The organism is Flavobacterium sp., from assembly GCF_044341265.1.
GTDB lineage: Bacteria > Bacteroidota > Bacteroidia > Flavobacteriales > Flavobacteriaceae > Flavobacterium.
In genome coordinates this window covers 15,454-28,441 of the sequence record NZ_JBIISA010000029.1, presented here as the reverse complement: position 1 = coordinate 28,441, position 12,988 = coordinate 15,454, and the positions used below count along the sequence as shown (strand labels likewise).

The 12,988-nt window shown below is 32.4% G+C and carries 14 protein-coding genes; 11 read left to right on the top strand and 3 right to left on the bottom strand.

The features are described 5' to 3' along the window. Nucleotides 1-139 precede the first annotated feature (139 nt). The gene (locus ACIQ06_RS12785; RefSeq protein WP_396146907.1) at nucleotides 140-394 is read right to left on the bottom strand and encodes a TIGR04149 family rSAM-modified RiPP; all 255 of its coding nucleotides are present in this window, start codon (nucleotides 392-394) and stop codon (nucleotides 140-142) included. A 484-nt stretch (nucleotides 395-878) separates the two neighbouring features. Then, nucleotides 879-1,142: a TIGR04149 family rSAM-modified RiPP gene (locus ACIQ06_RS12780; protein WP_396146905.1), complete on the bottom strand. Its 264-nt coding sequence runs from the start codon at nucleotides 1,140-1,142 to the stop codon at nucleotides 879-881. A 238-nt stretch (nucleotides 1,143-1,380) separates the two neighbouring features. Here ACIQ06_RS12780 and ACIQ06_RS12775 point away from each other — a divergent pair, with 238 nt between their 5' ends. The 4 genes from ACIQ06_RS12775 to ACIQ06_RS12760 all read left to right on the top strand — a co-directional run bounded on the left by ACIQ06_RS12775 (nucleotide 1,381) and on the right by ACIQ06_RS12760 (nucleotide 6,038). Next, the gene (locus tag ACIQ06_RS12775; protein WP_396146904.1) at nucleotides 1,381-1,740 is read left to right on the top strand and encodes a helix-turn-helix domain-containing protein; all 360 of its coding nucleotides are present in this window, start codon (nucleotides 1,381-1,383) and stop codon (nucleotides 1,738-1,740) included. Between the two features lie 78 nt (nucleotides 1,741-1,818). After that, complete coding sequence (locus tag ACIQ06_RS12770; RefSeq protein WP_396146902.1) at nucleotides 1,819-2,547, top strand: hypothetical protein; 729 nt, start codon at nucleotides 1,819-1,821, stop codon at nucleotides 2,545-2,547. Nucleotides 2,548-2,895: 348 nt separating this feature from the next. Further along, the gene (locus ACIQ06_RS12765; protein WP_396146900.1) at nucleotides 2,896-4,932 is read left to right on the top strand and encodes a class I SAM-dependent DNA methyltransferase; all 2,037 of its coding nucleotides are present in this window, start codon (nucleotides 2,896-2,898) and stop codon (nucleotides 4,930-4,932) included. Nucleotides 4,933-4,952: 20 nt separating this feature from the next. After that, the gene (locus ACIQ06_RS12760; RefSeq protein WP_396146898.1) at nucleotides 4,953-6,038 is read left to right on the top strand and encodes a restriction endonuclease subunit S; all 1,086 of its coding nucleotides are present in this window, start codon (nucleotides 4,953-4,955) and stop codon (nucleotides 6,036-6,038) included. Between the two features lie 711 nt (nucleotides 6,039-6,749). On the opposite strand, the gene ACIQ06_RS12755 is transcribed toward ACIQ06_RS12760, so the two are convergent. Next, entirely contained in the window at nucleotides 6,750-7,058 is a 309-nt protein-coding gene (locus ACIQ06_RS12755; RefSeq protein ID WP_396146896.1) for a rhodanese-like domain-containing protein, read from the bottom strand. Between the two features lie 117 nt (nucleotides 7,059-7,175). Between ACIQ06_RS12755 and ACIQ06_RS12750 the strand changes: the two genes are divergently transcribed. The 7 genes from ACIQ06_RS12750 (at nucleotide 7,176) to ACIQ06_RS12720 (ending at nucleotide 12,978) form a co-directional block, all read left to right on the top strand. After that, on the top strand, nucleotides 7,176-7,745 hold the full coding sequence (locus ACIQ06_RS12750; RefSeq protein ID WP_396146894.1) for a TetR/AcrR family transcriptional regulator: 570 nt from the start codon (nucleotides 7,176-7,178) through the stop codon (nucleotides 7,743-7,745). 163 nt (nucleotides 7,746-7,908) lie between these two features. Continuing rightward, nucleotides 7,909-8,982 carry a 1,2-phenylacetyl-CoA epoxidase subunit PaaE gene (gene paaE / locus ACIQ06_RS12745; RefSeq protein WP_396146892.1) on the top strand — a complete coding sequence of 358 codons (1,074 nt, stop codon included), beginning with the start codon at nucleotides 7,909-7,911 and terminating at the stop codon, nucleotides 8,980-8,982. A 354-nt stretch (nucleotides 8,983-9,336) separates the two neighbouring features. Further along, entirely contained in the window at nucleotides 9,337-10,293 is a 957-nt protein-coding gene (gene paaA / locus ACIQ06_RS12740; RefSeq protein WP_396146890.1) for a 1,2-phenylacetyl-CoA epoxidase subunit PaaA, read from the top strand. Nucleotides 10,294-10,370: 77 nt separating this feature from the next. Then, nucleotides 10,371-10,652: a 1,2-phenylacetyl-CoA epoxidase subunit PaaB gene (gene paaB, locus ACIQ06_RS12735; protein ID WP_298177646.1), complete on the top strand. Its 282-nt coding sequence runs from the start codon at nucleotides 10,371-10,373 to the stop codon at nucleotides 10,650-10,652. Between the two features lie 91 nt (nucleotides 10,653-10,743). Beyond that, the gene (gene paaC, locus ACIQ06_RS12730) at nucleotides 10,744-11,496 is read left to right on the top strand and encodes a 1,2-phenylacetyl-CoA epoxidase subunit PaaC (RefSeq protein WP_396146887.1); all 753 of its coding nucleotides are present in this window, start codon (nucleotides 10,744-10,746) and stop codon (nucleotides 11,494-11,496) included. Nucleotides 11,497-11,545: 49 nt separating this feature from the next. Further along, nucleotides 11,546-12,046: a 1,2-phenylacetyl-CoA epoxidase subunit PaaD gene (gene paaD / locus ACIQ06_RS12725; RefSeq protein WP_396146885.1), complete on the top strand. Its 501-nt coding sequence runs from the start codon at nucleotides 11,546-11,548 to the stop codon at nucleotides 12,044-12,046. Between the two features lie 149 nt (nucleotides 12,047-12,195). After that, on the top strand, nucleotides 12,196-12,978 hold the full coding sequence (locus tag ACIQ06_RS12720; RefSeq protein ID WP_396146883.1) for an enoyl-CoA hydratase-related protein: 783 nt from the start codon (nucleotides 12,196-12,198) through the stop codon (nucleotides 12,976-12,978). Nucleotides 12,979-12,988 lie beyond the last annotated feature (10 nt).

Below are 12,988 nucleotides of genomic sequence, written 5' to 3'. Positions count from 1 at the left end.
TTTCAGAACGAATATAATTTTTTAATCTTAATTGGATGATTTATTTAACGACTTATAAAAAATGGAAGTAAGCCTAAATTAAACTTAAATTAATTCAGGCTTACTAAAAAGTAACAAATAAAAAATCATTTTACTTGCCCTATCTCGGCTGGCATTCCGAAAAACTAATTATCTTGACGTTAGTTCTGTCATGATAAGTAATATTTCCATTACCACGATCTATATCATATCCAAAATCATAATCATAACACGCACCCATATTGGATGATACAGTTCCACCTCCACATCCATGACCTCCTGGAGTTCGAGTTCCACCACCATTCAATTTAAACATTTGCTCTTTTTTTAGAGCTTTGTCTTGAAATTTGTCTAATTTTAAATTTTCTAGTTTCATCTTTTCTATTTTTTAGATGATTAATAAAATAATTTTTGTTACTCAAAAAAAAATCAAAATCAATTTTAATAATACTCGTGCACTAGGTTCAAAAAAATGATGTTCAATTTTTTTTAGCTAATTTATAAGGTTGTTTTTTAAATTCCAATACAAAGTTATGCGAATTTTATGCGAAAATTATTTTGCATAATTTTACACAAGTACTTTAAATAATTGTATTTTCTTTTATATCAATTACTTTGACCTCTAACTAAGTAAGTAAAAAGAGTATTTAAGATGAAAACGAATGATAAAAAAAATTGTTTTTTATATTGATGAATGGTAAAACATTTCAATTTTAGTCTTAATGATTACTTCTTTTCAGAATAGACATAATTTTTTATGTTAATTGAAGGATTTAATTGATGATTAAAAAAAAATGATAAGTATGCCTAAATTAACTTAAAACCCATTCAGGCATACTAAAAAAAACCTTTTTTAATTTTTAGGCGTTCTGCATTCCATTACATTCCGCGGAAGTAATTTTTTTAAGATTTGTTCTGTCGTGATATGTAATGTGTCCATTTCCTCTATTTATATCATACCCAAAGTTGTAAGAATAAATAGTACTCATATCAGAAGATACAGTTCCAGCGCCACATCCAAATCCTCCTGCGGTTACTGTATTACCTCCATTCAATTTAAACATTTGCTCTTTTTTTAGAGCTTTGTCTTGAAATTTGTCTAATTTTAAATTTTCTAGTTTCATCTTTTCTATTTTTTAGATGATTAATAAAATATTTTTTGTTTCTCTAAATAAATCAAAATCAATTTTAATACTACTCGTGCACTAAGGTTCAAAAAGCTAATGTTTAATTTTTTTGCTAATATATATGGTTGTTTTTTAAATTCTAATAAAAAATTATGCGAATTTTATGCGAAAATTATTTTGCATAATTTTGCATAAGTAATTTAGATAATTATATTTGCTTAAAAACTAATACACTATGATAAAAGAAAAACTTAGAGAGGTAAGAGAAAAAAAAGGATTTTCTCAAGAGCAATTAGCTGAATTAGTTGGTATGACACAACCTAATTATAGTCGTAGAGAAAACGGCTTTAAAAAAATATCTTCTCAAGAATGGGATTTGTTTGCTAAAAAACTGGATGTGAATAAGGAGCAAATTTATGAAGAGGATAATCAAAATGTAGTCTATAAAAACATAAAAGGGAATAGTTTTAATTCAGGTAATATTAGTTATTTTAACGTTCCAGATTTTGTTTTAGAGCATATAGAGTTGTTAAAAGTTCTGAACAAAGAATTAAAAGAAGAAATCCAATCTCTAAAAGACCAATTAAAACTTTAACAAAACTTTAAAAAGTTGCAATACAATACTATAACCCATTTAATGTTTATAAATAATTAACTTTAAAAATTATATAGTATGACAACAGTTCAAAGAATTTACAAAACCAAAGATGTCGATATGCTTATTGCAGCAGCAACAATTATCGAAACAGCAATTACCAACAAAGCATTTTTACAAACCAAGCGTTCCACATGGGCAGATCCATTCTTCGAAGATCTTCAGTCCGAAATCAACACAACAATTCAATCATTTCTTGGTATAGACAGTGCAAAAGATTTACGTCAAGCAACACAAGTAGTTTTAAACATTCAACGTCAAGCCATAAAAGACCTAGCCGAGGTAAAAGTGCAACTTGTAGAAGATTTTAAAACCAATCCAACACGTCAAACAGAAATTTTAACCCAACTCGGTTTTACAAGCTATCACAAAGCAGCCCAAAAAGGCGACCAAGAAGCACTTATAAACTTACTCTACCAATTCAAAACCAATTTAACACCAGCATTAGCAACCGAAATAGAAACCCAAGGAACAGCAATGTCAATGTTAAATACAATTACAGCCTATGCCGACACCCTAAAAGCTGCCGACATAACACAAGAAAACAATAAAGGAATTCGCAAAACAATTACTGCCGAAGCAATAACACAATTCAATTTAATATACAGTAAAGTAATTAGTGTTTCTAAAATTTCTACAAAGTTTTATAAAGATAGTCCTGCACAAAAAGATCAATTCAGTTTCAGTAAAGTTTCTAAAGCCATAAATGCTTCAAAAAAAGTAACACCAACACCACCAACAACTTAAAGAATACAATCAAATCAATTTTTAAAAGCCGTTTCTTTTTTATAAGAAAACGGCATTTTTTTTTAGATACGCATCTGTAATAATCCGTTAAATCAGTGACAATCTGTAGCAAAAAAATATAAGGAAGAAAAAAAGTAATAACCAATTACATAAAAATCACTTTAGAATAGATTCTAATAAATCATAAGCTGTTACATCCAGTAAATTAACCAAAATAGCCATAGAGTTATATTAACCGCTTACAAATAGAACCTAAAAAAGCATAAAGAAATGTAAGAGTTTTGCTAGCGCAAAACTCTTTTTATTTTTAACAAAAAAACTATCTTTACAGCCAATAATATAATTTCAATGATACAATCAGTAGAACCGAATATTGCAGATTTAGCTAATGGATGGCTTAAAACCCACAAGTTAAATTATAAATTAGAACAAGAATCTTTAAATGCAGAAATTGACAAAGCACTTTCAGATTATTTTACTAAAAATGGAGGAACAGGCGCAAACCGTCCTGATGCAAAACTATTATTGCAAGACAAAAATTTAAACTTCTACCCTATACTTATTGAGTATAAAGGTTATAAAAATAGCTTAGTAAAACTTGATGCAAACCATCAAGTAGAAAACAGAACCGCTAAAAATGAACCTCATTTTAAAAACATCAATTCATTTGCCGTAAATGGAGCAGTACATTATGCTAATGCACTTCTGCATCATACAAGTTACACCGACATTATAGCAATCGGTATGACAGGTCATAAAGATGAAAGCGGAAAAATACACTATAAAATAGGAGTTTATTTTGTTTCTAAAAACAACTTTGGTGTTGGGCAAAAAGTGGGTGAGTTTTCAGATTTTTCTTTTTTAGCACCTAAAAACTTTGATGCGTTTATTGAAAAAGTAAAAACTTTGAGTTTAACACAAAAAGAAATAGACAAACTAAAAGAGCAACGAGAAAAAGAAATAGATACAAGTTTAAGAAAACTTAATCACGACATTTATGACAACGAAAAAGGTTTAGGAGAAAATGACCGCGTATATCTTGTAGCCGCTTCAATTATTGCAACACTCGGTATTCCTGGTAAAGTTGCACCACTTGAAAAATCCGATTTCAAATCTTCAATTGAAGTTGGTAATACAGACGGTGACATTATAGTTAGAAAAATAAAAGCCTTTTTAGATGCAAAGGAAATTCCCACAGAAAAGAAAAATCTCATACTTCGCACATTACAAAACACTCTTACTACCGAAAACATAAATAAGGTTGAAAACGGTGAAAGCCAACTAAAAAGAGTTTTTACTAAAATCGTTGATGATTTAGGCATATACTACAAAATAGGTTTAACAACCGATTTTACAGGAAAACTATTTAACGAAATGTACGGTTGGTTAGGTTTTTCACAAGACAAACTAAATGATGTTGTACTTACGCCATCTTATGTTTCAAATCTTTTAGTAAAATTAGCACGTGTAAACAAAGATTCTTATGTTTGGGATTTTGCAACAGGTTCAGCAGGTTTATTGGTTGCTGCTATGAACGAAATGTTAAATGATGCAAAAAACACCATTACTTCACCAAAAGAACTTACACAAAAAGAAATTAAAATTAAGGCCGAACAATTACTTGGTTTAGAATTGCTATCAAGCGTTTATATGTTAGCTATCCTAAATATGATTTTAATGGGCGATGGTAGCTCCAACATTTTAAACAAAGATTCATTAAGTGATTTTGATGGCAATTATGGTTATGGTAAAACCAATAATAAATTTCCAGCCGATGCTTTTATATTAAATCCACCATACTCTGCAAGTGGCAACGGCATGAACTTTGTTGAAAAAGCATTGGGAATGATGAATAAAGGCTATGCATCAATTATTATTCAAAATTCTGCCGGTTCGGGTAAAGCTAAAGAATACAACCAAAAAATATTAGAAAAACATACACTATTGGCAAGTATAAAAATGCCTGCCGACATTTTTATAGGTAAGTCAAGTGTAAACACCAATATATATGTTTTCAAAATAAACGAAAGACACCATAAAGACGAAATGGTAAAGTTTATCGATTTTTCTAATGATGGCTACTCAAGAACCAACCGCAAAAAAGCAAGCAATAACTTAAAAGATACTAATCAAGCCAAAGAACGCTATGAAGAATTAATAAACTTGGTGCGTTTTGGGAAAAGCAAACTCAATATTTTTACAGAGAAAGAGTATCACGAAGCAACTATAGACCCAAAAAACGGTGCAGACTGGAATCAATCGGCACCAATCGACACCAAGCCAACTTTACAAGATTTCAAAAAAACAGTAAGTGATTATTTAGCTTGGGAAATAAGCAGTATTCTAAAACAACAAATCCAACAAGAAGAAAGTCTGGGAAAGTAGAAACCTCACTTAACGAAAAATTGCAAAAAGTTAAGTGGGGTGAATTTAATTTAGGGGATTTGTTTGAAATAAATCCAACCAAATATTATCGTTTACAAAATGAAGAGATAATTTCTAAAAATGGTAAAGTTCCTTTAATTTCTAATTCGTCAACAGAAAATGGCGTTATGGGTTTTTCAAATTTAAAACCAATCAATAAAGGAAATACATTAACTTGTTCAGATACAACATTAGGTGCAGACACAATGTTTTATCAACAAAATGATTTTATTGGTTATTCTCACATTCAGCATTTAGCGCCAAAAATTAGACAATTTAATAAATCTATTGCTAGCTTTATTATTTCGGCAAGTAGAGTTTCTACATCTAAACAGTATGATTATGGTAATAAATTTAATCGAGTTGCCATGAATAAAACCAAAATTCAGCTTCCATCTAAAAACGGAAAGATAGATTTTGATTTTATAGAAAACTTTATTGCAGAGTTGGAGGCAGAACGTATTAAAAAATTAGATGCCTATTTATTTAGCAAAGGGCTAAAAGATTATATCTTAACAGTTGAAGAAAAAAATGCTTTACAAGAGTTTGAAAATGGTAAATTAAGTTGGTATGAGTTTAATTTAGAAAGCTTATTTGAAATTGCAACAGGCAGAGATGTTATAATCGGCAATGTTATAAAAGGAAATATTCCTTTAATTAGTCATCAACACAATAATAATGGTATTACAGAAAAAATTAAACAATTAAAAAACAGAAGATTATTTAATTGTAAAGATACACTACCTCTCGCAGACAGAGGTGTGTTTTTAGCAACAACACAAAATGAAAATTTTCATATTGGAACAAGGGTTAAAGCATTGACATTTAAAGATGGTGAAAAAAAATTAAAAAGTAGATTGTTTTTTGTTACCTCAATAAATAAACTACAAGTTCTATTTACAGACTATTCAAGTAATGCTACAGATAATTTACCAAATCTTAAAATACAAATCCTTGCTAATAAAAACAAACCCAATTATGTACTAATGGAAACCTTAATTTCTGCTATTCAAAAACTAGTTATAAAAGACGTCGTTTTGTATGTCAATAATAAAATAAATGTCTAACCTTTTCGTAATCCACTTATTTTTATCCAAAGTATTTGTTTTGTTAGTAATACTTCAAATCCAGTTTATCTGTAGCATCAACAAGTAACTTATCAAGTTCAAAAACTAACAAAATTATAGTTTAGCCCATACAACAGCAATGCTAAAAACAGCCTACAAATACAAAGTTAATAAACGCCAAACCGCTTTCAGCTGTTTAATATAAATATGAAACTCATTTAGAAAAAGATTACAAACTATCGATGCAACCGTCTATATTATTAGACAGGCAAAACAATAATCCGTTAAATCTGTGATAATCTGTGGCGAAAAAAATCATAACAAAGAAAAAAAAGTAATAAGCCGCCACAAAATACTAATCTACGGTAACTCAAAAGTAACCTACGGAAATTAAATAGTAACCTGCGGAAGCTCTAAAGAAAATTCGGAAATTCAAAAGTAACCTACGGAAATTTAATAGTAACCTGCGGAACCTTTAAAGAAAATTTGGAAACTACATAGTAACCTACGGAAATTAAATAGTAGTCTATGGAAGCTTTATAGAAAATTCGGAAACTCAAAAGTTACTTGCGGAAATTAAATTGTAACCTACGGAAGCTTTACAGAAAATTCGGAAACTCAAAAGTAACCTACGGAAATTAAATAGTAACCTACGGCAGCTTTATCGACAATTCGGAAACTCTAAAGTAACTTACGGAAGTACAGAAAAAACTACAATTTATTTTCCAAGCTACTCCATCCACCACCATTCATAACATCAATACCATTGTTTTTCAAAATCGATGCGGCTTGAGCACTTCGCATGCCACTTCTACAACATACAATAACAGGTTTTTCTAATCTTTTAATTTCATTAACCTTAGAAAAAATGTTGTCTAACGGAATGTTTTTAGAGTTCTTAATATGACCTTCTCTAAACTCACCAACTGTTCTTACATCAATAATAACAGCTCCTTTATCCATGTATTCTTTTACGCTCTCCGATTTTCCACCTAAACCTAACATACTTAATAATCCCATGTTTTATATTTTTAATTTGTTTTCTATTTCAGATTTTACGGCAAAATTAATGGTATACATCCTATAAAGTTGTAACAAAAGTTACCCAAGTCAAAAAAATCTTTATATTTGATTCGTATGAAGATTACCGACCGCAAAACCGAAATCGTAAACGTATCCGCAAAACTTTTTAAAGAAAAAGGCTATAGCGCAGTAACTATGCGTGACATCGCTCAAGCTATGGATATCAAAGCCGCAAGTCTATACAATCACATCAAGTCCAAACAAGAAATTTTAGTTTTAATAATCATCGAAATTGCTGAGGAATTTACCAATGTAATGAACGAAATAGTAGCTTCTGAAATTTCATCCATACATAAAATAGAACGAGTAATAGATTTGCATATAGACATTACATTAAGAAATCCTGATGCTCTAGCTTGCCTAAACAACGATTGGATGCATCTAGAAGACAATGATTTGAAGTATTTTATAAAAATGCGAAATGACTATGAACAAAATTTCCGAAATATTGTAAAAAAAGGGATTCTAAACAATGAAATAGTAAACCTTAACATCGAAGTCATCATTTTCTCAACTCTTTCCACGTTGCGAACTTTATACCTTTGGTACGATAAAACCAAAAGTCTTAACGGAAAAATTCTAAAAAGTAATATGAAAAAAGTATTGCTTAACGGAATAATATAAACTCAGTTATTAGATTCTTTCAATTTTTAGATTTCTCCAATCGGTGTTCCAAAACAATTGTTAACGATTAAATAAAAATTACAACGTTTTCGTAACATATTAAAATTTTCACTAAATTTGCATAACAAACTAACAAGTGTTAGTTAAAAATTATTCAGTGGTTATGTCAAAATTTCACAGCATAAAAATTGCCGATATTTATAAGGAAACCAAAGATTGTTCCGTACTTTCTTTTGAAATTCCACAAGAATTAAAGCAAGAATTCCAATACAAACCAGGACAACATCTCACGCTAAAAACTAAAATTGACGGTGAAGATGTGCGTCGTTCTTATTCATTATGTTCGTCTCCAATCGAAAATAAATGGAAAGTAGCCGTTAAAAAAATCAATGGCGGATTGTTTTCAACCTACGTAAACGAAACGCTAAAAAGTGGTGATATCCTAGAAATAATGCCGCCAAGCGGAAAGTTCAACGTAGAAATCGACACCCAAAAAGCCAAAAATTACATAGCATTCGCAGCAGGAAGCGGCATCACGCCAATTCTGTCAATAATAAAAACACATTTAAAATCAGAGCCAAACAGCACTTTTAAATTATTTTATTTAAATCGTTCCGTAAAATCCATTATCTTTAAAGAAGAAATTGAACAACTTAAAAACTTGTATTTCAATCGTTTCGAAATTTTTCATTTCCTAACCAAAGAACATCGAGCATCCGAATTGTTTAACGGAAGATTTACCAAAGAAAAAATTCAGGTGTTGACTGAAAAAATAATTGATATTCCAGCAACCGACGATTGTTTTATCTGCGGACCAGAAGATATGATTTTCCTATTACGCGACGAATTAACAGCCGCGGGATTAGATAGCGATAAAATACATTACGAGTTGTTCACTTCCGGAATTTCCGAAGAAGACAAAAAGCGTATTCAAAGAATAGTAGAAAATAAAGTAAACGGAACTGATATTACTATCATCGACGGCGGAAAAGAATTCCATTTCGTGATGGACGAAGCCTACGACAACATTCTCGATGGCGCATTAGCAGCCGGAGCCGATTTACCATTTGCCTGCAAAGGCGGTGTATGCAGCACTTGCAAATGCAAAGTTTTAGAAGGCGAAGTCGAAATGAAAGTCAACTACGCACTCGACGCACACGAAGTCGCAAAAGGATTGGTTTTAAGCTGTCAAGCCGTTCCAACAACAGACAAAGTAGTAGTCGATTTTGGCGTGTAATGTCAGGCTGAGCTTGTCGAAGTCAGAAGCGAATGGTTTGGGTATTTTAGCAATCCATTTTCCTGCTTTCCGCAGTATCTTTTTTTGCAAAAAAGGATACTTGCTCCAATCAGGGCTAGATAGTAAACGAATTGAATAAAAATAAAATATAAAACAACAAAATCTTAATGAACCTTAATAACTTAATGGTTTAAAAGAAAAAATATAATTTGCGAATTTGCGGTAAAATAAAAATCAGTTTAAATCTGTATAATCCGTTAAATCCGTGGCAAAATAATAAAATAATAATCGTTCAAAGTTACTGCAAAGTAAAATATTACGGCGACTGAACACTGAACACTAATTCAAAAAAGTATGTCAGAAAAAGAAGTAAAAAATTTAGAAGAAATCTTTGATGCACGAATTGCAAGAGACGAAAAAATCGAACCAAAAGATTGGATGCCCGAAAAATACCGTCAAACCCATATTCGTCAAATTTCCCAACACGCACATTCCGAAATCGTAGGAATGCTACCCGAAGGAAATTGGATAACACGTGCGCCATCGTTAAAAAGAAAAGTAGCACTTTTGGCCAAAATCCAAGACGAAGCCGGACACGGTTTATACCTGTATTCTGCTTGTGAAACCTTAGGTATTTCACGCGAAGAATTATACGAACAATTGCATTCCGGAAAAGCAAAATATTCTAGTATTTTCAATTATCCAACACTAACTTGGGCCGATATGGGCGCAATTGGCTGGCTTGTTGATGGTGCTGCTATTATCAATCAAGTGCCTTTGTGTTCAACATCTTTCGGACCATACGCAAGAGCAATGGTTCGTGTTTGCAAAGAAGAAAGTTTTCACCAACGTCAAGGTTTTCAAATTATGATGACCTTAGCAGAAGGAACTCCAGAGCAAAAAGAAATGGCTCAAGATGCATTAAACCGTTGGTGGTGGCCAGCATTAATGATGCTCGGACCATTAGATGCCGAATCGGTTCACACTGAGCAATCAATGAAATGGAAACTGAAACGTAAAAGCAACGACGATTTGCGTCAACAATTTGTAGATCAAACCGTTCCTCAAGCTGAAATGATTGGTCTAACCATTCCAGATCCAGATTTAAAATGGAACGAAGAGAAAAAATCCTATGATTTCGGAGAAATGAATTGGGACGAATTTTGGCAGGTTGTAAAAGGCCACGGACCTTGTAATAAAGAACGTATCTCAGCAAGAGTAAACGCTTGGGAAAAAGGAAAATGGGTTCGCGACGCTGCAATGGCATACGCCGAAAAACAAGCAAATAAAGAAGTAAAACAAGCAATATAAATTAGGTGTTAGGTATTGGGTGGTAGGTCTTAGAAGTTTCCTACAACCTACAACCTACAACCTACAACCTTAACACTATGAAGAATTGGCCACTTTGGGAAGTATTTATAAGAAGTAAAAACGGATTAGAACACCGCCACTGCGGAAGTTTACACGCAAGCGATGCAACAATGGCATTAGAAAACGCACGCGATGTTTACACACGACGTATGGAAGGCGTTAGTATTTGGGTTGTTCCATCAGCACAAATCACAGCATCAAATCCAGACGACAGCGCCGAACTTTTCGATCCTGCAAAAGACAAAGCCTACCGTCATCCAACTTTTTACGAATTGCCTGACGAGTTAAAACATATGTAATTAGGTGATCGGTATTAGGTTTTTGGTATTAGGAAAAAATGAATGTCCTACAACCTACAACCTACAACCTTCAACCTACAACCTTTTCAAAATGAACAACAATTTAATTCAATACATATACGGAATTGCAGATAATTCTCTAATTCTAGGGCAACGCCTCGGTGAACTTTGCGGTCACGGTCCAAGTCTAGAAACCGATATTGCAATGACAAATATTTCTCTAGATTTATTCGGTCAAGTACGTAGTTATTTTCAATATGCAGCCAAATTAATCGGAGGCGATGCCACAGAAGATACAATCGCTTTCCTAAGAAAAGAAAGAGAATATAAAAACGTTTTGTTGGTTGAACAACCCAATCAAGATTTTGCCAGTTCCATTGCAAGACAATTTCTATTCGATGTCTATCATTTATTAGTATTAGAAGAATTACAAAATAGTAAAGACGAAACCTTATCGGCTATTGCCAAAAAAAGTATCAAAGAAGTTTCCTATCACACAAGATTTTCTTCCGATTGGATCAGAAGATTAGGTGACGGAACAGAGGAAAGTCATAACAGAATCCAAACCGCAATCAACGATTTATGGATTTTCACAGACGAATTATTTCATCAAACCGATGCAGATAAAGCTATGGTAACTGAAGGAATTGGAGTGGATGTAACCCTTTTAAAAGCAAATTACTTTAAAAAAGTAAACGAAATTTTAGAAGAAGCAACATTGCAAATTCCAACAATAGAATACTTCCAAAAAGGAGGAAAACAAGGAATTCACAGCGAACATATGGGATATCTTTTAGCACAAATGCAATACATGCAATTAGCTTATCCGAATATGAATTGGTAGAAAATGATTTGTCATTCTGAACTTGTTTCAGAATCTCATAAAAACAAAAATGACAGAAACAACAGAACATATCGACCAAAAACTCTTCGAAATACTAGAAACAGTATCCGATCCAGAAATTCCAGTATTATCAATAATGGAAATGGGAGTAGTACGTTCTGCCAAAATAATAAATAATATTGTTGAAGTTCAAATCACACCAACCTACAGCGGTTGCCCAGCAATGGATGTAATTGGAGATGATATAAAATTAGCATTCAAACAAAAAGGCTACGAAGCCAAAGTAGAATTAATCCTTTCGCCAGCATGGACAACCGATTGGATTACGCCAAAAGGCCGATTAGCATTAGAAAAATACGGAATTGCTTCACCATTATCAGAATCAGCCGATAAAGAAGCACTTCTAGGCAATAAAAAGTTAGTAAAATGTCCGCAATGCGGTTCATTCAATACAAAATTAGTAAGTCAATTTGGTTCCACAGCGTGCAAAGCATTTTTCCAATGCGAAGATTGCCTAGAACCATTCGACTACTTTAAATGTTTAAAGTAACCTGCAAGGTTTCCAAAACCTTGTAGGTTTTAATATAATAATAAAGTTAGCGAATTTGCAGTAAAATAGTCTTTGCGACTCTGCGACTTTGCGAGAATCAAACCCTTAATGAAACTTAATTTCTTAGTGGTTTAAAAAATAAAATAGGTATGAGCAATTCAATAGAACTAAAAATTGAAAACAATGTCGCGTGGATTTCACTCAACAGACCCGAAGTTTTCAATAGTTTCAATCGAGAAATGGCGTTTCTGTTACAAGAAACTTTAGATAATTGTGCAAACGATACAAATGTCCGTGCAATAGTAATCACCGGAAACGGAAAAGCATTTTGCGCCGGACAAGACCTAAAAGAAGTAACCGATCCAGAATTAAATCCAGGTTTTCGTAAAATTCTTGAAGAGCATTACAATCCAATCATCCAAAAAATTAGAAACATAGAAAAGCCAATTATTGGAGCTGTAAATGGAGTTGCTGCTGGAGCAGGCGCAAACATCGCTTTAGCTTGCGATATTGTCGTAGCAACCGATCACGCAAGTTTTATTCAAGCTTTCAGCAAAATCGGTTTAATTCCAGACAGCGCAGGAACATTCTTCTTGCCAAGATTAATTGGTTTCCAAAAAGCAACAGCGTTAATGATGCTTGGTGATAAAGTTTCCGCCGAAGAAGCATTAAATATGGGAATGATTTATAAAATTTATCCAACGTCATTTTTTGAAGAAGAAGTAATGACATTGGCAACAACTTTAGCTCAAATGCCAACAAAAGCAATCGGTTTAACCAAAAGATTATTAAATCAATCAATGACAAATAATCTAGAACAACAACTAGCTCTAGAATCAGATTTACAAATCGAAGCCAGTTCGTCCAACGATTACAAAGAAGGAGTAACCGCTTTCGTAGATAAAAGAAAACCAGAATTCAAAGGAAATTAAAGTTCCGTAG